This window comes from Burkholderia sp. AU33545, from assembly GCF_020419685.1.
In the GTDB taxonomy this organism is placed as follows: Bacteria; Pseudomonadota; Gammaproteobacteria; order Burkholderiales; family Burkholderiaceae; genus Burkholderia; species Burkholderia diffusa.
Map to the genome: position 1 here is coordinate 71725 of NZ_JAIZRQ010000007.1, position 17944 is coordinate 89668.

The window sequence follows — 17944 nt, forward strand, 5'->3', positions numbered from 1 at the left end:
CATTGGGCGGGCCGTGCGCGTATCAGGCGTTCGAGCCGCCACCCGCATCGCACGTGCCGGCTTCGAGCACCGCGTCGACCATCGACTGCGCATCGGACACGATGCGCGCCACGTGATCCTCTCCGTTGAAGCTTTCCGCATAGATCCGGTAGAGATCTTCGGTACCCGACGGCCGCGCAACGAACCAGCCGTGTTTCGTCTTAACCTTGATGCCGCCGATCGCGGCCCGATTGCCTGGCGCCCGATCGAGTATCTGGACGATCGCTTCTCCCGCCAGTTCGGTGTGCGTGAATTGGTGCGGCGTCAGCCGCGCCAGCAATGCGCGCTGCTCACGTGTGGCTGCGGCCTGTACCCTCCGTTCGGCGGGCGCGCCGAATTGGTGCGCCAGACCTCGGTAAAGCTCCGCCGGATCGCGGCCGGTTCGGGTCGTCATTTCGGCGGACAGCAACGCGGGAACGATGCCGTCCTTGTCGGTCGTCCAGGGTTGCCCGTCGAGTTGTAGGCACGTGGCCCCCGCACTCTCCTCGCCGGCAAAGCCCAGCGTGCCGTCGAGTATTCCGCCGACGAACCACTTGAAGCCGACGGGCACTTCGTAGACTTCGCGATCGCATGCGCGGGCGACACGATCGATCATCCCGCTGCAGACGACCGACTTGCCGACCGCCGCGCGCGCGGGCCACCTCGACCGATGCGCAAACAGGTAATCGACGAGCACCGCGAGATAGTGATTGGGCGGCAGCAGGCCGTCGCTGCGCGTGACGATCCCGTGCCGGTCGTGGTCTGTATCGCACGCGAACGCGACGTCGAACCGGTCTTTCCGCGCGATCAGGGTCTGCATCGCATACGGCGACGACGGATCCATGCGGATCCGTCCGTCCCAGTCGACGCTCATGAAGCGAAAAGTCGGATCGACTTCCTCGCTGACGATCGCGAGATTCAGGTGGTAACGCTCGGCAATCGCGCGCCAGTAGTGCACCCCGGCTCCGCCGAGCGGATCGACGCCGAGTCGGATCGGCGCGCCGCGCAGGATGTCCATGTCGATGACGTTAGCCAGGTCATCGACATACGTCGCGAGGAAGTCGTACCGGTGCGTCGTGGCGGCATCCGATGCCTTCGACAACGAGACGTGGCGCACGCCTGCGAGCCCCGCTTCGAGCAGATCGTTCGCCGCTGTTTCGATCCATCGGGTGACAGCCTCTTCGGCCGGGCCGCCGGTAGCCGGGTTGTACTTGATGCCGCCGTAGTCCGGGGGATTGTGCGACGGCGTCACCACGATGCCGTCGGCAAATCCGGCACTGCGTCCGCGGTTGTACTTCAGGATCGCGCGCGACACGGCCGGCGTAGGCGTGTATTCGCCCGGCGACGCCAGCATGACCTCGACGCCATTGGCAGCCAGCACCTCAAGCACGCTCGCCTGCGCCGGTTCGGAAAGTGCGTGCGTATCGATGCCGAGAAACAACGGACCATCGATGCCGTGCGAACGTCGATACCGGCAGACCGCCTGCGCGATCGCAAGGACATGCCACTCGTTGAAGCTGCGGGTCAACGCCGAGCCCCGGTGTCCAGACGTGCCGAACGTCACACGTTGCGCCGGGACGGACGGGTCGGGCATATCGGTGTAGTACGCGGTCACGAGGCGGGGGACGTCGATCCACAGCGCGTATGGCGCAAGTTGGCCCGCCAGCGGACTGACGGGCATCGCGGCCGGCGCGCCCGGCGGGTCGAATGGCGTGGGTTTCAACTTGCCGCCTGTATGGGTGACATCCACATTCTCGTCTGCTCAATGCGCGTTCGGCTTGCCCGCTCGACGCTCGAGCATGAGGATCAGGGCGATGATGCTGACGAAATGCTTGCGTTCCGCGGGCGTCAGGTCACCGAATTCCAGAATCGATTCCAGCCGCATTCGCCAGAGTGCCAATGGCGCCGCGCGATCGGGCAACGTGACGCGGATTCACCGGGTGTTGACAGCGCGTGCATGCAACATCCGGCGATACCCGTTTCCCGACTGACCGTCACGATGCCGCAATGCGTCGGGTGTGATCGCTGTGCGCGGCGGCACGTGGTTTGTGCTGCTTGTCTCCCACGCCGGGAAAGAACGCGTCCCACGCATCTCGGACGCCTTTCGCTGCGGTCGCATCCGCGGTAATCGTCTCCTGGTCGCTCGACTTGCCCGGATCGGAGCACAATCCTCGCCAGCGCGTAAAGGTGAGCATCGGCTTTTCGGTCCATTCGCCGTCGCCGAACTTCGCAAATGCCGTGTCGCCGCTCACCAGTCGCACTTCATACCATCCGTTGCGAACAGGCGCATATTGGTCCAGCTTAAACCATCGTGTAGATGAGATTTTCATCATTGCCTCATGGATTCATGGATCGCTGTACAGGACAAAACTCCGGTCCCGTCTGATCAACCCGTGCGCGCTAATACGCGCACCGATTCAGCCACAGCCGGCCTGCTGACGTCATATGGATGGAGCCGCCGGTGCGCGACTCGTATGCAAGCCCGTGAGTCAATAGTTCATTGGCTATGGAGCGCGGAATATTGGCTTGGGAATCCGGAATTCGATCAAGCGATTTGAGGGTCTCGACGACCTCGGGTGAAAGTGGGATGCACATGGCAGCCTCCTCGGTGTTTATTTCATCGTGAACCGAACGACACGCGTTGGTCTGTACGGTATCGACTATTTGCAGCCGGGTTCTTCCGACACCGCAGTTGACTGCCGCATTGCAGCGCAATGATTCATTCGCATCGAAAATATGTTTCGGCATCCGATGTTTTTCTTGCGAAACCATTGTCAAGCGCGCACACTGAACAGACCTGCCGGTTTTTTGTCAAGGCATCGGCGCCCTTGAATCCTTCGGCGCCAACGGTTGCTCTGTCAGGAGCAAATCATGACCATCCCCACTCTCGAATATCGCGGACGTGAACTCCGCGTCTATTCACAAATGCTTTTCCCGCCGTTCGGCGATCCCCACGCCCCCGGCCCGAAGCGTTTTGCTTCAATCGTGCGCATCGACACGATTCCGGCGACCTCGGCAACGGCACCGCGTTACTCGACCATTTTCGAGCACGGCGCTCCGCAAACGGCGGCGCTCGCACTCGAACTGGCGATGCAATTCGGCAAGGACATCGTGGACGGCAAGATCGCCCCCACAGCGATCTGATCCGTCTGCCGCATGCGACTCGACGCGGCATCTCGCGACGCGTGGACACCTCAATCAGGAGCGATCCATGGAATATTACGCAGACCGCGCAACTGATCGGCGCGATGACGCGACCCGGCAAAAGCAGCGGGGTGATCTGGCCCGTGCCGACGTCGAACGCGCCGAAAGGCGCATCCGCCAGGATGCCGGCATCAATTCCAATGCGAGCAAGTGGCGTTATTCGCGTCCAGACAATCGGGCGAGATGAGCGGCGCTTGCGCCGCGAACCGTTTTCCGGTATCCGTTGAAGTGGCCGCAACCGTTGATCACGTCGCCGGCCCAGAACGGAATTCACATCATCTGAATCCGCATTTTCTCCCGGTACAGTTCCGCGCCGCGAAGCAGCACGGTCGCGAGGCCTTGGGTTCGCGGGCTATGCGGATCCTCCGGGGTCTCGCTCCTCGCGTGATGCTTGCGATGCACCGCGACCCACTGCATGGTCAGCATGCCGGTCGTCAACCACAGCCAGAACCGGAAGAAGTGGCTGACGCACGGGCGCAGATCCAGCGCCCGATGCGCCAGACAGCGGTGCAGGTACACAGTCACGCTGATGATGGTGACATGCGTGAGCGCGAACACGACCCACGCAAGCTGCCACCAGGACAGCCTCAGCTCGTCGTTCAGGAGAAATGCCGACATACCGGTCGCACTCCGGGTCGCGCACGTATCCGCGCGCGCTTCGCCGTGACGGCGAGTGCGCGTGCCGATTCCCTACCGTTCGGCCGGCCTATTTCCCGACCTGGTTGCCGACAACGCCGCCGACGGCCGCGCCGCCCACCGTGCCCAACGCACTGCCGCCCGTCAGGACCGCGCCGGCGACGCCACCGACACCCGCCCCGATCACGGTATCCGTTCCGCGGCGAGACATACCGCCGCAACCCGCCAGCACGACAATCGTCAACGTGACTATCGCCATCTCGACTGCCACGGAATGTAGCTTTCTCATGATCATCCCCTCGGGTTGCCGCCGCGCCGTCCGATCCGGCACGACGCACGGAAGCCCATGCGCTGACATCCCGATGAAATTCAGGACGTCGGTTCATGATGGGCGGTGAATCGCGCGCAGTCCGTCCGCTAACGTACCGGCCCGGATGCCGAACAAGCGCTGACCAAGGATACCGTTCCCGTCAATGTCGACGCCGTGATTTTCTGGCGCGTTCATGACGCGCAGAAAACCGCGCTCGCCATCACCGACTATCGGCAAGCAATCGACCGCGTTGCGCAAACTTCGCCGAGGGAAATGATCGGGGGCATAGATGCTGGCTGCATTGTTGTCGGATCGCAAGGCTGCTGACATGCACCTGCGCGACGAGATAGGCAGAAAGACCGTGGATTGGGGCGTGACCGTCCGCTCGGTCGAGACCCGCGATGTCGCGATCCCAGTCGCGCTGCAGGATTCGATGCCTCGCCAGGCGCAAGCGGAGCGCGAAAAGCAGGCACGGGTGATACGCGGCTCGGCGGAGGCCGAGATCGCGACCGAGGCGCAGGTCTACGAAAATCATCCGGATGCGCTTCAGTTGCGGGCGATGAACATCATCTACAAAACGACTAAGGAACGCGGCGCGAGGATCCTGATCCCCAGTGCGATGGTGGACAGCCTGAATCCGGTACTCGGCCTCGCGCTTGCGGTTGCCGGGTATGTCGCGGCGGGCCCGGCGCAGGTGCCTGCGCTCAAGACGACGGCGTAATCGCTAGCTGGTATTCACTCCCCCGAGACGCCTTGCGCAGATCGCCCGGACATTGCCAGAACGGGGGTACACCCACGATTTGATGACGAGACTGTTGCAAATACTCCATCATGGGCAGGAGGCGGAAATCGCGTCACCACGTTACAACCCGGGGATGGTCGCGGCGAAGGTCAGTCCGACTCTCATTCCAGATCGGCCGTCGATCCTGATATAGCATCGATTGATGAACCTTCGTGAACGTGTCATTGCAAGAAGATAGTGGCCGCGTTCATATCGCAAAGGCTGATCCTCGAATTGCACCTGGTTCGTCACCGAGACGATGCCGCAGACGCGCCACGCGACCGCGACTGCCGCTACGAAGTTCGGCAGGTTCGCGTGGGCAACCGAGCCGACATGCGCCGCGACGACGGTGCATCACCTTGCGGGCGACTCGCGCGCCCTTTTTCCCGGCTTTCATTTCTTATTCACGGTTGGTTTGAAGGTATGTCTCGAGCCCGCCGGCATGGCACCCAGACAACAACCATTTGATTTGATTGGTGCGGAAAAACGTCAAGTTGCGTGTTTTGCTTCCACAACTGATGCGCAGTCCCAGAGATAGTATTTTTCCGTACACTTTGAGCACGCGCCTGGAGCTCTCCCTGCGCCTGCTTGGTGGAGAACTACGGGATGCCTTTGCACCTCTTCGTCGATACTGAGTTCACGGATTTTCTAGACTGTGATCTCATCAGCATCGCGGAGGTGATGGAGTTGATCGAGGCAACGCAATTTTACGGGCGAGGCCGTGGCATCAGCGATCTTACGCTGCTTGCGTCCACTCTGATGACTCCCGGCGCGTCGATCTGGACCCCGGACAGACGGCTTTCGCAGCTCGCTGGTGAGCTCGGCGTCGCGTACATTCATGACATTCACTAGGCGCGCCGCACGGCACTTTGGTCCGAACCAGCACCATCGCTGCGCAATCCCTGTAAGCGAGTCGCCGTTCGGCCGCAACTGGCAACGCTGGCTTGCGAGCCAGGCGTATCAGTCGCGCGCTTGACGATGGAACAGGGTCATCTTCAACGACGACAGGAAGATGGGGGCTGCGGGTTGCTCGAGGTCCCGGTTTCGTCGCACACAAACGGATTCACGAGACAAGAGGTAGCCGCGGTGCCATTCCCCTTGCCTGTCAACCGTCGCCGATCCGGAACACCTACCCTGAACGCCGGCCGAGCAGCACGGCGACATTGCGCTCGGCCAGCGCGGCGATCGTGCGCGACGGATTCAGCCCGAGCGCACGCGGGATCGTCGCACCGTCCATCACGTAGAGCCCGTCGTAACCGAATACCTTTCCATCCGCGTTCACGACGCCACCCTCGCGCGTGAGTCCCATGTTGCAACCACCGAGCGGATGCGGGGTGATCAGCCGGTGGAAGTCGCTCCATGTCGGCGGGACGAAGGGTTCGCCGCCCGTGGCAATCGACAGGCGGCGGTGCGCATCGATCATCGCATCGACGACAGCCAGGGATCGCGCGTACGACCAGTCGAGCCGCAATATGCGATGCCATGGCGCAAACCAGCGGCGGCCGAGACGCATGTGCCCGTCCCCCGGATCGATCGCCTGGCCGAACCAGGGCATCATGTTCTCGACCGGGTCATCGCAATCGAAATGGCGCGCGAAAGCGCGCCAGAACGCGTGCATCACCCCACCGTGCGAGCGCTGCAGGTGGCGGCGCACGAAATCATGCGCAAGATTGGGCACGCCGCCGTCCTCCACGAACAGAGGCTGACCCTTGTCGTCAGCCCCGTCGAGAAGGTCGATCGCAGCGGAGATGGTGACGCCGTGCGACGGAGAGATCTTCCGGTGACTGTAGAAGGCCGGCGTGACGAAGTCGCCGTTGAAGGCCCAGCCCCAGCCGAGCCTCGGCGATAGATTCGGCAGCGTGCGATGTTCGTCGCGACAGCGGAGCAGCAACTCGGTACTGCCGATCGATCCGGCGCTGACGATCACCCTGGCCGCCGTGGCCGTTCCGGGCATGACACTACCGGCGGCGGGATCGATGACGTCGAAATGCACGCGCCATCCCGCGCCGAGCGGCTCGAGCTTTTGCACGACGTGCAGCGGAAGGATTTTTGCGCCATGGCGCTCGGCCACGGCCAGATAGTTGAGGTCGAGCGTGTTCTTCGCCGACACCTGGCATCCGATGTCGCAATTGCCGCAATGCACGCACGTGCCTTGCGATACTCCATGCACGTTGACGTGCCTGACAGAATGCCGGTCGTCGCGCGCGCCGGGCAAGGACGGATCGTAGATCGGCGAGAACGACACGGCGAGCGGCAACTTGCGATACCGATCGCCCCAGCCGCAGGCGTCGGCGGCGTCGCGCAACAAGCGGGTGCGCTCGCTGATCTGGTTGTCGGGCACCTCCTGGACCGACAGCATCCAGCCCACGCGCTGGTAGTATGGCTTAAGCGCCTCGTACGTGATCTCGGGCGGCCAGCCCTGATCGAAGGCGTCGGGCCTGGCCTCGACGGAGACGTTGGCGTAGATCAGCGACCCGCCGCCCACGCCCGCGGCAGCCACCACCGACATTCGGGAAAAAACCCGCAGGTCGGCCCAGCCATGGAATCGTTGCGGGTTCTGCTGGTCCCAAAGCCACGGGTCGGTCTCGTCGCGCGGATACGTCTTCGGGGTCCAGCGGCGACCACGCTCCAGCACCAGCACCCTCCATCCCGCCTCCGCAAGGCGGCAGGCCGCCACCGCTCCGCCGAAGCCGCTCCCGACAACGATGACATCGTATTCAATCGCGCTCATGACGACGATCTCCTGACGTAGGTGCGTCACAGTTCCGATGCGAAAAACCTGACGAATCCTCCACGCTCCGAAGGCATCACGATCCCGAACGGGGCTGGCCCGTCAGACCGCTTTCGTGTTGGCTGAAGTGAAACAGCTGCCCGGGAAATCGTTTGGGCAAACCCGACACCGCCTTTCCCCGGTCGTGCTCGACAGGTCCGGCGAAACGTCGTCATCCCGATTAAATTGCCTTTGTTTTCATTAGGTTGAGCACTCATCAGGCACGCACGAGTCGAGCTGGTACGTTCTGTGCGTTTGTAGCTGCGAGCGCAACGCAAACGTGCTCTCTTCCAAACCGCAGCAAGCCCAAGGAGATTTACCATGTCCGCACTGATGATCAACGACCTGTCCCGCGCCCACGAATTCAGCCGCAAGGAAATGGCGGCCGTCAGCGGTGGTAGCGTGTTCCAGAACCTCGGAATCAACAACATCGCCACGGGCAGCGGATTCTCGTTCGCCAGCCCCAATACCATCACGGCCCCGGTGACCCAGGTCGATGCATCGACCCACCTGGATCTCACCAGCGTGACCAACTCGATCAACAACCTTGGCGGTCTGGTGGTCGCGAAGATGGGCCTGTAAGTTTCGCCAGCCTTCCTCGCAGTGGCAGCCGTATCCGATAGCGTCGTACCGAAGCGCTCCAGTCCGCCGCGGGGTCGTCCTCGCGGCGTTCAAAAGCCCGCCAGCCGTGTCCGTTGGCGGGCTTCCCTGCATGATAAAAACGCAGCCGGCGTAAACAGGCAGATTGGCTGACGCCCCGTCAGCCGCGCCGCCCTCTCCCATCCGCGGCCGGGCTGATCCCGACGCGCTTTCGGCTTCCCTTCCCTGCTCACAGTTTCGCTCCACCTCGTCGAGGTTGATGACACCGCGGTGCCAGTCAAGGAACTGCGTCGTCGCATCGATGCGCCGTTGGCCATCGGCGCGATATTCCCGATGCGTCTGGCCGCTCTGCAGATACGCAGAGAATTCAGTTATGCGAAATACGTGATTTCCGATCCTGGCGTCGATTCCGCTTGCGGCCGCCCGTCGGCGCATCGTCGTATCGGCGTTCGCCGGCGGCAAGCGCGTGTCGCTCAACTGCCGGCCGCCGCGCACGATCGCGCACGCGTGGGCGGCCTTTTCGCGCCGACGCGTCCACCCCGCTTCCGCACTTGGATGCCCGCGACGCGAATCGCGAGCGCAACACCTCGCTTCATGTTGGTCGAGACAGGACAGCCGCCACGGAAATCGTTTGGAAGAATCCGACATCGTCGTGCTTCGATCGTGCTCGGCGGTCCCGGCGAAACGTCGGATACCAGATGGAATCGCTTTTGTTTTCATGAGGTTAAGCGCTCCTCATGCGCGCATGATTCGACGCTGGCACGCCCCGTGCATTTGTAGCTGCGAGCGCAACGAAACGTGCTCTCTTCCAAACCGCAGCAAACCCAAGGAGATTTACCATGTCCGCACTGATGATCAACGACCTGTCCCGCGCCCACGAACTCAGCCGCAAGGAAATGGCGGCCGTCAGCGGTGGTAGCGTGTTCCAGAACGCCGGTATCAACAACATCGCTACCGGCAGTGGCTTCTCGTTCGCCAGCCCGAATACCATCACGGCTCCGGTGACCCAGGTCGATGCATCGACCCACCAGGATCTCACCAGCGTGACCAACTCGATCAACAACCTTGGCGGTCTGGTGGTCGCGAAGATGGGCCTGTAAGTGTCGCCATGCGGCCTCGCAGTGGTCGCCGTATTCGCTAGCGTGGTACCGAACTACCGAAGTCCTCCAGTCCGCCGCGGGTTTGTCCCGCGGCGTTTCAAGCCCGCCAGGTTCCGTCTCCTGGCGGGCTTCTTTGATCGGGATGAGCGAAACCGCGACGGCAATCGCGCCCGCGCGCAGGCCGGAAGCGATGGTAAAACGCAAGCCGTCGCCTGTCGCGGGGTCGAGATAGCCCGCCGCATCGCCGCACACGATATAGCCCGGTCCCTCAGCCTGTCGCACGCGATGCCAGCGCCTGCACTCGCGCCCCCCCGGTCCGCAAAGCGTGAACCTCATCGACAAGCATCAACAACCTCCGGTGGGTGGTGCATGCAAAGCGATCGGCACGATGCGCTTCGCGTCCCGGAAGCCACGGACGTCCCTCGGGCTACAGCAGGTCGCGTCTTCAGCGCTTGTTTCAAACGAACATCACTTTCTGGTTCTCGGTTGCCGATATCAGTGACTAATATAGGTGATTGCAGCAGCAATGAAATGTCGGATTGTGTTTGAAACATTGAATTGTCGAGGCACGTGGGCGTGGTTCGCCGAATGCGCCGTGACTCGACCAACACATGTCGGCGGCCACATCATGTTGAAGCGCAGAACCTTCCTGTTGGGCGGTGCGGGAGCGGCGGGCATGCTGGTGGTCGGTTGGGCATGGTGGCACCCCGACGATCGGCTGGAAATACCCGCGCAGTTGGAGACGTCACGCGTCGATGTGCCGCTGAACGGCTGGGTGATGATCAGTTTGTCTAACGACGTGACGATCGTCATGAGCAAATCCGAAATGGGCCAGGGGATACATACCGGCTCGGCCATGTTGCTGGCGGAAGAGCTCGATGCGGACTGGACCCGGGTCCGCATCGTCATGTCACCGCTCGACACGATCTACAAGGACCGTGAATCCCTCGCCGAGGGCCTGCCATTTCGCCCCGACGACGACAGCCTGATCGCTCGCGGCGCGGCGGCATTGGCGCGCCATGGCGCACGCTACCTGGGGTCAATGGTCACCGGAGGATCGACGAGCATGATCGATCTGTGGGGGCCCATGCGCGAGGCGGGCGCCACGGCCCGCGTCATGTTGTGCAGCGCCGCGGCGAAGCTTTGGCAGGTGCCCGTCGCGGAATGCGAGACGAAAGCCGGCGTGGTGCTGCATCGGTCGGGACGCTCTGCGACGTACGGTGAACTTGTCGAGCTCGCGCGGGACGTGCCGCGCCCGCCACATGTCGCCCTGAAGGACCCAAAGGCGTTCACGCTGGTCGGGAAACGGCTGGGCCGCATCGAGGCCCACGCGAAGCTCGATGGCAGCGCGCGCTATGGCATCGATGTGCTTCCGGACAAGCTCCTGTATGCGAGTGTCACGATGTGCCCGACACTCGGCGGAAATGCACTGGATTTCGACAAGTCCGGGGTCGCCAGCCTGAAAGGCGTGACCGGCATCTTCAGGATCGAGCCATCCAACGGTGGAACGGGAGGCGTTGCCGTCATTGCCGACAATCCCTTCATCGCGATGCGGACGTTGTGCCAGTTGTCGATCACATGGGATCACGGGCCGGCTGCCGGCGTGAATAGCGTGGATGTCCGCACGGCGTTGGCGCACGCCCTCGACGGCGACGAGGGCCGCCACGTGTTCTACGCCATCGGCGACGCCGATGCGGCGCTGGGCCGCGCGAAGCCGTTCGTCGCGCAGTACGAAGTGCCCTACCTGGCTCACGGGCCGCTGGAACCGATGAATTGCACGGTGCGTGTCGACGACGACGCGGCAACGATCTGGTGCGGCACGCAGGTCCCGATGGTGGCACGCAAGGCGGTCGCCGCGCTGCTGGGCCTGGACGAAGACAAGGTGGTCGTGAATCAGCAATTGATCGGCGGGGCATTCGGCCGGCGGCTCGAGGTCGACTTCATCACGCAGGCGGCCGCCATCGCGCTCCATGCGAAGGGGCGGCCGGTACAGACGATCTGGTCGCGCCCGCAGGATATGACGCACGACTTCTACCGCCCGGCTTGTGTGGCGAGATACAGCGGCGCGATCGATGCGAGCGGCAGGCTGGTGGCCTGGAAGGGCATGTCGGCGAGCCAGTCGATCAGCGCGCAGGCGATGCCTCGCACTTTCGGCATGCCGAGCCTCGCCGCGAAACGGTTGCCCGACGCCACCACGGCGGAAGGCGCGTTCGACCTGCCCTACGAATGCGACAACATGCTCGTCCAGCACACTACGGTGACGCTCCCGGTTCCGGTTGGCTACTGGCGCTCCGTCGGGCACTCGCATCAGGCATTCTTCGTCGAGAGCTTCATCGACGAGATGGCCGCGCTGGCACGGAAAGACCCGATCCAGTTTCGCCTCGACCTGCTCAAGCAGCCGGCGCACCAGCGCCATGCGGCCGTGTTGCGGGCGCTCGTCGCGCTGTCCGGCTGGCGTTCGCCGCTGGCATGGCGTGACAAGACCGGCGCGCGGTGCGCACGCGGCGTGGCGATGCATGAGTCGTTCGGCAGCGTGGTCGCGCAAGTCGCCGAAGTCCGGCAGGAAGGTGACGGCTTTCGCGTGACGCGCGTGGTCTGCGTGATCGACTGCGGGCTGGCCGTGAATCCGAATCTCGTCGAGCAGCAGATGGAAAGCGGGATCATCTTCGGATTGTCGGCCGCGCTCGAGCAGGCGATCACGATCGAGAACGGGCAAGTCGCACAGCGTTATTTCGACAGCTATCCGCTCGTCAACATGGAGACGTGTCCCGAGATCGTCACGCAAGTCGTGGCAGGCGGGACCGAGCCGCACGGCGTCGGCGAAGCGGGCACGCCGCCGATCGCGGCGGCCGTGGCGAATGCGCTGTATTCGCTCACTGGCGTGCGCCATCGCACGCTGCCGTTCGTCAAGCCGAGCCCACCCGACCAAGGAGACGACCGATGGTGTCAGTCCGTATCAACGGGGAAACCGCTCATGTCGATTCCGAGCCCGCCACCCCGCTGCTCTGGGTGATTCGCTGCGAACGCAAGCTGACCGGCACGAAGTTCGGCTGTGGCGTCGGGGTCTGCGGTGCATGCACGGTGCTCTTGAACGATCAGGCCGTGCCCGCCTGCCAACTCCCGGTCGGGACGCTGAACGGCGCGCGCATCACGACCGTCGAAGGGCTGGACAGCGTGGAAGCGCGCGCACTGAAGAACGCGTGGATTGCCGTCGACGTCGTGCAATGCGGCTATTGCCAGAGCGCACAGCTGGTCGCCGCCACGGCCCTGCTCATGCGATGCCCTCGCCCCGACGACAATCAGATCAACGAGACCATGAAGAACATCGCATGCCGGTGCGGCACGTTTCCGCGCATCCGCAAGGCCATTCACAAGGCGGCGGAATCGCTAGGCCGCTGATACGCGCGAGCCCGCTCGCTCAGCTGCCGTTGGCATGCGTCGTGATCTGGACGAAATCGGCGGCAATGCGCCCCTCGCCATATTTGGCCTCGAACAGCTTCAATTGCCGCTCGATCGCCGCGAGATAGGCGGCACGCGGCTCGGATGGTGGGCGCATCCCGTCGAACAGCGGCGCGGGCGTGACGAGGAGCACGATCATCTCGGTCCCGAAAGGCTTGCCGATCACCCACTCGCCCATGCTGCCGATCGTCGCGGCGTAATTCGGCGGCGCCTGGTTGTCGCGTTCGCGGTTGCTTGGCACGAGATGCACGACGCTCCCGTTCAGCACGTAGTAATCGACGTTCACATACGAGTCGTAACCGGGTGTCGTGATGTCGATGACCAGCGGGTTGCCTTCCGCGAGATGCGCATCAGGCGCGCGCGTGCGGATCGACGCGGCGTGTGACGCTGCCCGATTCGATCGCCAGTACGGGGCAAGCGCGCTCACGATCTCGCAATTGTGGGCATCGACCGGGCGCACGTCGAGATTGGCCGTCTGCCCGCCCGCCATGCCGCTGATCGCGGTTCGCACGCGTCCGATACCGACACCGGCTTCCGTGTAACCGCGCACCTGCAGCACGTGATCCTGCACCGACGCGTCCAGCGCCGAACACGGGATGCGCGACAGCGCAGCCGTCACCGAGGCCAGCGAGATCGCCGGGGGCGGTGCCGGCGGCGGCACGCTGGCGGCAGCGGGCACGGCGTTCGCGACGGCCGCGGGTGCGCTGCCGGCCGCGGCGCCTGCCATCGCACCACCTCCGCCACCGGCAGACGCGTGCACGACCGTGTCCGCGGCGGGGCGCTTTTCGCCGCTGCGCGAAAGCGCCTCGTAGCCGTACCAGAGCACGGCGATCGCCGCCGCCGTGCAAGCGCCCACGGTCACCCCTGTTCGTACGCCCGACGCCCGCGTCGGGCGACTGAACACGCCCATGCCTTCCAGGAAAAGATTGACGCTGGGCGTGCGCGTCGCGCGGTCGAACGACAACGCGGCGCTCAAGGTTCGCCATTGCGTGCGATCCAGGCCGGGATGGCGCTCGGGCCGCAAGTGGTCGTGACGCGCCTGGGTGGCCGACAGCCGGTTGAACGGATGGTGTCCGGTCAGCAATTCGTAGGTGACACAGGCGAGCGCGTAGACGTCGTCGCGCGGATCCGGCTCGAGATGCTCGAACATCTCCGGGCTCGCGTAGGCCGGTGTGATGCCGCCAAGGCTCGCCGGATCGAACACGGTCACGTCGGGATCTTCGTCGCGCCGCTGGAACGCGCGTGCGATCCCGAAGTCGATCACCTTCACTTCGCCGCGGTCGGTGAGAAACACATTGGCGGGCTTGAAATCGCAGTGGACGAAGCCGCGTTCATGCGCGTAGGCCAACGCCTGGCCCATGCCGGCGATGATCGGCAACGCGGCATCGAGCGGCATGCCCTTGAAGTCCGGCGCACGCAGCACCTTGCTGAGCGGCCGGCCTGACAGATACTCCATCGTGAGGTAGACGAGCGGACCGTCGCGATCGAAGTCGTAGACGGTGACGATATTGCGATGGGCGAGCGTCTGCGCCTTGCGGGCTTCACGCTGAAGCGCGATCAGCGACGTCGGCTGGCCGCGAAACTGCACATTGAGCACCTTGATCGCGATGTGCGGCTTGCGATCCGAGGCCTCCAGCTTGCGCAGGTCGAGCGCCTTGTACACGGTACCCATCCCGCCGACGCCCAGGCACTCCTCCAGCACGAAGCGCCCGTTCAGCGTATCGCCGATGCCTTTCACGCGTTCGCCGTCGACCGGCATCGCGCCGCCCGACGGACCGGACGGTGGGGCTGGCCGCGCCTCCGGCCGAAGCGGGCTCTCCTGGATCCGGGTTGCATCGCCCGCGGATGCCGTCCTGTCATGACATCGCTCGATGCGCTTCAGCACTTCCGCATAGATAGCGTCCGACAGCGGCTGCGTGGTTTGCGTCTGGTCGAGTACTTCGCGCAGACGTGCGCAATCGACCTGATCGGTCGCCAGCACCCGGTCGATCTCCGAGAAGAACGCGTCCTGCGACAGCGCCCCGCTCTGGAATGTCTGAATCAGCTGCGCAAAGCTCATCATTCGTATGCCGTCTACTCAGCTTCAGCTTGCCGACCCGCTTAGGCGCCTCGCGGTCGCCGCCACGCCATCGTCAGACGAATTCGACCGCGCGACGCACCGTCCGCCGGCCTTCTGACAGGATGTCTAACAAATCATACTAGTCCGCGGTAACGCCCTGTGCAATCGGTGCCGGAACTAGCATTCCCAGGCCGCGCGGCCGTGCGGCGGAACCTATACTGGACAGATCCCGGGTACATCGGCACATCGCATGATGCTGCATGGCTGCCCGCCTCACGCTTCTCCCATCCGATCTCGCGGAGCCAACCATGGGCGTGCTCGTCATCAACGATCTTCCCGAAAGCGTCGACCTCGACAAACAGGCGATGGCCGCCATCGCGGGTGGCGCGAAGGTACGTGCGCATCAGACGATGCTCGCGCCGCAACCGTTCCCGTATCTGCACACTGACGCACGCAATGCCGCGTCGGCACGTGCACCGGTGGCCGACGCAACGGCGTCGCCGGCGCGTCCGACGCTGTTGCGTTGACGGACACACCACGCCGCGTGCCCGCTCAGGCCGCTCGCACCGTCATCGCTGGCCGCCGGTCGGCCGGCGGGAACACGCACCATGAGCCGTCGTCGTGACGAAAGAAGAAGATCGCGATCGTGCCAGCCGGATGCACGGCCTCGACGCAGACAAAGCGCCGCCGTTGCGCAGGCATGCGGCTGAAGCGCACGATGCGCGCCGGCACGCGCGCGCTCGGCGCGAGCCACTTGTCGACCTGCATGCGCAGTGATGATGCGATCCCGTTCATTTGAGCCCTCTCGTGGGCAATGTCGAACGCGCCGGGACGTCGCTCATGCGGCGGCGATGGCGACCGTGGTGCACCGTCCGCCCGCACGCCGCGCCACGAGCAGCGCGCGGCAGACGGACAGCACGAACCGGAACGCCGTCCGCGGATGCATGACGCACGTTCGAACCTGCTCGCTGTAGCCCGTGCCTTCCAGGCACCACGTGCAGAAGTGCTCGCAGTTGTTCGTCAGCAGGCGGTAGCGGTTTTCGCCGAGACGGGAACGTGCGCGCAGCACCACGGTGCGCCCCGCATAGGCCGCGTACGGATGCGGCACGACGCGAACCGCATGACCGGCGGCGAAGCGTTCGAGCGTGACTTCCTCGATCGGGCCGCGATGCAGCGACGTGCAAAGCCCCGCGTAGTGGACGACGCGCCCGTCGCCGACGTAGATGCCGTGATGGCTGTAACCGGCACGATCGGAAACCAGGTGTGCGCCAGGCAGCAGTGCGTCGACGCGGCCGGGCAGCGAAGCCGCGTGCGCGATTGCATCCGCAGCACCGACAGCCGTGCGGGACGCAGCGCGGTTCACTGGTTGAAGATCGCGTTCCATGACTGGCTCCGTCTGCTGGTTGGCGGCCGCCCGTGTTGCGCAAGGGGTTAGCCGGTTGCCAACTAACCTGCATCAAGCGTGCCAATCAGCCGGAGCCCGTCGCGCAAAGCTCTACGGGCCATGCGCGGCGAGCCGGGTGCCGTGCTGTCGCCGCGCGGCCAACCATTTGCCGGGGATTTCGTTGGTGTGACAGCACCAGTCGGCGCGCCGGACAGCCGTTTGCGTCTGCCGGGGCATGTGTCGGGTTCGCGGCCACGTTCGTGCGCGCAACTGTTGGCTTGCGTACAACCATTGCAGGACACGGGCGCGACGCACTAGCATGCAAGCATCGCGTGTCGATGACGCCTTGCCTTGCCGCGTGCGGCGCTCACCGGATCGACGTACGCGCCCGGGCAACGCACGCGGGTTGTGTCACGCATGGCACGAGGTTTGCACGTATCGGTTACCCGGTCCGTCGGCAGGCCCCATTCGGAGACTCATCATGACCACGCTCGCAATTACCGACCTTCACATGCAGCACGACATCGACCGCAAGACGATGTCGTTCATCCGCGGCGCGGGCGCGCCGTGGGTATTCGGCTGGATCCAGCCCTACGCGCCGCCGGCGCCGGCGTTCGGGCCCGTCGTGAACCTCTATCAGACGTACAACACGTTCTACGCGAATCAGGTCCTCAACCAGATTCAGAACGTCGACGTCACGAACTCGGCGCCCGGCGCGAACATTGCGGTCGGGGTGGGTGCGGACGGCAGGAACCGGCTCGTCTAGCGTCTTCACGCCAACCGCCAATGCATGTTCGCAAGCCCGTTACCGGCATGAGCAGGCACTGGACGAAAGGGAATGGCGCGCCGTGAGCGCAGAACTGCAATGGACTTCGGCGTCACGCAGTGACGTGGGCCTCGTTCGCGAAATCAACGAGGACGATTGCCTCGCGTTGCCGCACCGCGGCCTGTGGGCCGTCGCGGACGGCATGGGTGGACATTCGGCCGGCGACCTCGCGAGCCGGATGATCGTGCAGGCGCTGGAACGGCTGGCCACCCCGGCCACGCTGGCTGACTTCATCGAGGCGGCGCGCACCGCGCTCGATGCGGTCAACCTGCACTTGCGCGCGTCGGCCGCCGAGCGCGGCGTACGCTTGATCGGCAGCACGGTGGCGGTGCTGTTGGCGAGCGGCCGTCAGTGCGGCTGGCTGTGGGCCGGGGACAGCCGGATCTACCTGTACCGCGACGCACACCTGACGCAGCTCACGCTCGACCACAGCCACGTCGCGGAACTGCAGGCCCAGGGCCACCTGAGCGCGCAGCAGGCGCGCCATCACCCGTCGCAGCATCTGATCACGCGCGCCGTCGGCGCCGCCGAGCAGTTGCATCTCGACGAACGACGCATCGACGTGTGCGACGGTGACATGTTTCTGTTGTGCAGCGACGGCCTGAGCAACGAGATGGACGAAGCCGACATCTCGGCCGCCCTCGCCTGCGGCGATTGCGCGCGCGCAACGGACATGCTCGTCGACCTCGCATTGCGCGAGGGCGGCCGGGACAACATCACCGCTGTCGTGATCCGCGCCGACGATCCCGATGCGTCGGACCGGACGCTCGCCAATCCTGCCGTGCAACGCTGAACGA

The 17944-nt window shown here is 64.4% G+C and carries 20 protein-coding genes and 2 pseudogenes; 12 read left to right on the top strand and 10 right to left on the bottom strand.

The features are described 5' to 3' along the window. Positions 1-22: 22 nt before the first annotated feature. From pgm to LGM71_RS23225, 4 genes are all read right to left on the bottom strand, one after another. A complete protein-coding gene (gene pgm, locus LGM71_RS23210; RefSeq protein ID WP_226117034.1) occupies positions 23-1699 on the bottom strand; it encodes a phosphoglucomutase (alpha-D-glucose-1,6-bisphosphate-dependent) in 1677 nt (558 codons plus the stop codon). Positions 1700-1780: 81 nt separating this feature from the next. Then, positions 1781-1939 (bottom strand): hypothetical protein, encoded by a 159-nt coding sequence (locus LGM71_RS23215; RefSeq protein ID WP_226116551.1) that lies wholly within the window; start codon positions 1937-1939, stop codon positions 1781-1783. 73 nt (positions 1940-2012) lie between these two features. Further along, the gene (locus LGM71_RS23220) at positions 2013-2348 is read right to left on the bottom strand and encodes a hypothetical protein (RefSeq protein ID WP_226117036.1); all 336 of its coding nucleotides are present in this window, start codon (positions 2346-2348) and stop codon (positions 2013-2015) included. A 70-nt stretch (positions 2349-2418) separates the two neighbouring features. Then, complete coding sequence (locus LGM71_RS23225; RefSeq protein WP_226116553.1) at positions 2419-2766, bottom strand: hypothetical protein; 348 nt, start codon at positions 2764-2766, stop codon at positions 2419-2421. Positions 2767-2889: 123 nt separating this feature from the next. Here LGM71_RS23225 and LGM71_RS23230 point away from each other — a divergent pair, with 123 nt between their 5' ends. Beyond that, positions 2890-3162 (top strand): hypothetical protein, encoded by a 273-nt coding sequence (locus LGM71_RS23230; RefSeq protein ID WP_174911998.1) that lies wholly within the window; start codon positions 2890-2892, stop codon positions 3160-3162. 67 nt (positions 3163-3229) lie between these two features. Beyond that, entirely contained in the window at positions 3230-3409 is a 180-nt protein-coding gene (locus LGM71_RS23235; protein ID WP_226116555.1) for a hypothetical protein, read from the top strand. 86 nt (positions 3410-3495) lie between these two features. Here the strand turns inward: LGM71_RS23235 and LGM71_RS23240 are convergent. Both LGM71_RS23240 and LGM71_RS33330 read right to left on the bottom strand, forming a co-directional pair. After that, positions 3496-3840: pseudogene (locus LGM71_RS23240) on the bottom strand (fatty acid desaturase); the annotation flags it as partial. Between the two features lie 88 nt (positions 3841-3928). Further along, positions 3929-4216, bottom strand: coding sequence for a glycine zipper 2TM domain-containing protein (locus LGM71_RS33330; protein ID WP_311768951.1), 288 nt, complete (start codon positions 4214-4216; stop codon positions 3929-3931). A gap of 66 nt (positions 4217-4282) precedes the next feature. Between LGM71_RS33330 and LGM71_RS23250 the strand changes: the two are divergent. Both LGM71_RS23250 and LGM71_RS23255 read left to right on the top strand, forming a co-directional pair. Further along, positions 4283-4889 (top strand): annotated as a pseudogene (locus LGM71_RS23250) (SPFH domain-containing protein); the annotation flags it as partial. Positions 4890-5555: 666 nt separating this feature from the next. Beyond that, the gene (locus LGM71_RS23255; RefSeq protein WP_226116564.1) at positions 5556-5801 is read left to right on the top strand and encodes a hypothetical protein; all 246 of its coding nucleotides are present in this window, start codon (positions 5556-5558) and stop codon (positions 5799-5801) included. Positions 5802-6078: 277 nt separating this feature from the next. Here LGM71_RS23255 and LGM71_RS23260 read toward each other — a convergent pair whose 3' ends face one another. After that, positions 6079-7680 (bottom strand): GMC oxidoreductase, encoded by a 1602-nt coding sequence (locus LGM71_RS23260; protein WP_226116566.1) that lies wholly within the window; start codon positions 7678-7680, stop codon positions 6079-6081. Between the two features lie 360 nt (positions 7681-8040). Here LGM71_RS23260 and LGM71_RS23265 point away from each other — a divergent pair, with 360 nt between their 5' ends. From LGM71_RS23265 to LGM71_RS23285, 5 genes are all read left to right on the top strand, one after another. Then, positions 8041-8301, top strand: a complete 261-nt coding sequence (locus tag LGM71_RS23265; protein ID WP_226116568.1) for a hypothetical protein — start codon at positions 8041-8043, stop codon at positions 8299-8301. 288 nt (positions 8302-8589) lie between these two features. Then, positions 8590-9099, top strand: coding sequence for a hypothetical protein (locus LGM71_RS23270; RefSeq protein ID WP_226116569.1), 510 nt, complete (start codon positions 8590-8592; stop codon positions 9097-9099). A gap of 59 nt (positions 9100-9158) precedes the next feature. After that, positions 9159-9419, top strand: coding sequence for a hypothetical protein (locus LGM71_RS23275; protein WP_175816862.1), 261 nt, complete (start codon positions 9159-9161; stop codon positions 9417-9419). Positions 9420-10047: 628 nt separating this feature from the next. Then, on the top strand, positions 10048-12432 hold the full coding sequence (locus LGM71_RS23280; protein ID WP_226116571.1) for a xanthine dehydrogenase family protein molybdopterin-binding subunit: 2385 nt from the start codon (positions 10048-10050) through the stop codon (positions 12430-12432). Then, on the top strand, positions 12360-12818 hold the full coding sequence (locus LGM71_RS23285; protein WP_226116582.1) for a (2Fe-2S)-binding protein: 459 nt from the start codon (positions 12360-12362) through the stop codon (positions 12816-12818). The genes LGM71_RS23280 and LGM71_RS23285 overlap by 73 nt, the downstream gene beginning before the upstream one ends. A 19-nt stretch (positions 12819-12837) precedes the next feature. On the opposite strand, the gene LGM71_RS23290 is transcribed toward LGM71_RS23285, so the two are convergent. Further along, on the bottom strand, positions 12838-14940 hold the full coding sequence (locus LGM71_RS23290; protein WP_226116585.1) for a serine/threonine protein kinase: 2103 nt from the start codon (positions 14938-14940) through the stop codon (positions 12838-12840). 257 nt (positions 14941-15197) lie between these two features. On the opposite strand from LGM71_RS23290, the gene LGM71_RS23295 reads away from it, so the two are divergent. Beyond that, the gene (locus LGM71_RS23295) at positions 15198-15464 is read left to right on the top strand and encodes a hypothetical protein (RefSeq protein WP_226116589.1); all 267 of its coding nucleotides are present in this window, start codon (positions 15198-15200) and stop codon (positions 15462-15464) included. 25 nt (positions 15465-15489) lie between these two features. Here the strand turns inward: LGM71_RS23295 and LGM71_RS23300 are convergent, their stop codons facing one another. Further along, complete coding sequence (locus LGM71_RS23300) at positions 15490-15732, bottom strand: hypothetical protein (RefSeq protein WP_226116592.1); 243 nt, start codon at positions 15730-15732, stop codon at positions 15490-15492. Between the two features lie 43 nt (positions 15733-15775). Then, positions 15776-16321 (bottom strand): lecithin retinol acyltransferase family protein, encoded by a 546-nt coding sequence (locus tag LGM71_RS23305; RefSeq protein WP_226116594.1) that lies wholly within the window; start codon positions 16319-16321, stop codon positions 15776-15778. A 481-nt stretch (positions 16322-16802) separates the two neighbouring features. On the opposite strand from LGM71_RS23305, the gene LGM71_RS23310 reads away from it, so the two are divergent. Further along, positions 16803-17087 (top strand): hypothetical protein, encoded by a 285-nt coding sequence (locus LGM71_RS23310; RefSeq protein WP_124617921.1) that lies wholly within the window; start codon positions 16803-16805, stop codon positions 17085-17087. A gap of 82 nt (positions 17088-17169) precedes the next feature. After that, complete coding sequence (locus LGM71_RS23315) at positions 17170-17940, top strand: PP2C family protein-serine/threonine phosphatase (protein WP_174913264.1); 771 nt, start codon at positions 17170-17172, stop codon at positions 17938-17940. Positions 17941-17944 lie beyond the last annotated feature (4 nt).

Excerpts from the sequence above, each read along its gene's own strand:
- pgm (WP_226117034.1), bottom strand. The coding sequence starts at position 1,699 with ATGCCCGTCAGTCCGCTGGCGGGCCAACTTGCGCCATACGCGCTGTGG.
- LGM71_RS23220 (WP_226117036.1), bottom strand. The coding sequence starts at position 2,348 with ATGAAAATCTCATCTACACGATGGTTTAAGCTGGACCAATATGCGCCT.
- LGM71_RS23225 (WP_226116553.1), bottom strand. The coding sequence starts at position 2,766 with ATGCCGAAACATATTTTCGATGCGAATGAATCATTGCGCTGCAATGCG.
- LGM71_RS23230 (WP_174911998.1), top strand. The coding sequence starts at position 2,890 with ATGACCATCCCCACTCTCGAATATCGCGGACGTGAACTCCGCGTCTAT.
- LGM71_RS23235 (WP_226116555.1), top strand. The coding sequence starts at position 3,230 with ATGGAATATTACGCAGACCGCGCAACTGATCGGCGCGATGACGCGACC.
- LGM71_RS33330 (WP_311768951.1), bottom strand. The coding sequence starts at position 4,216 with ATGTCAGCGCATGGGCTTCCGTGCGTCGTGCCGGATCGGACGGCGCGG.
- LGM71_RS23255 (WP_226116564.1), top strand. The coding sequence starts at position 5,556 with ATGCCTTTGCACCTCTTCGTCGATACTGAGTTCACGGATTTTCTAGAC.
- LGM71_RS23260 (WP_226116566.1), bottom strand. The coding sequence starts at position 7,680 with ATGAGCGCGATTGAATACGATGTCATCGTTGTCGGGAGCGGCTTCGGC.
- LGM71_RS23265 (WP_226116568.1), top strand. The coding sequence starts at position 8,041 with ATGTCCGCACTGATGATCAACGACCTGTCCCGCGCCCACGAATTCAGC.
- LGM71_RS23275 (WP_175816862.1), top strand. The coding sequence starts at position 9,159 with ATGTCCGCACTGATGATCAACGACCTGTCCCGCGCCCACGAACTCAGC.
- LGM71_RS23280 (WP_226116571.1), top strand. The coding sequence starts at position 10,048 with ATGTTGAAGCGCAGAACCTTCCTGTTGGGCGGTGCGGGAGCGGCGGGC.
- LGM71_RS23285 (WP_226116582.1), top strand. The coding sequence starts at position 12,360 with ATGGTGTCAGTCCGTATCAACGGGGAAACCGCTCATGTCGATTCCGAG.
- LGM71_RS23290 (WP_226116585.1), bottom strand. The coding sequence starts at position 14,940 with ATGATGAGCTTTGCGCAGCTGATTCAGACATTCCAGAGCGGGGCGCTG.
- LGM71_RS23295 (WP_226116589.1), top strand. The coding sequence starts at position 15,198 with ATGGCTGCCCGCCTCACGCTTCTCCCATCCGATCTCGCGGAGCCAACC.
- LGM71_RS23300 (WP_226116592.1), bottom strand. The coding sequence starts at position 15,732 with ATGAACGGGATCGCATCATCACTGCGCATGCAGGTCGACAAGTGGCTC.
- LGM71_RS23305 (WP_226116594.1), bottom strand. The coding sequence starts at position 16,321 with ATGGAACGCGATCTTCAACCAGTGAACCGCGCTGCGTCCCGCACGGCT.
- LGM71_RS23310 (WP_124617921.1), top strand. The coding sequence starts at position 16,803 with ATGACCACGCTCGCAATTACCGACCTTCACATGCAGCACGACATCGAC.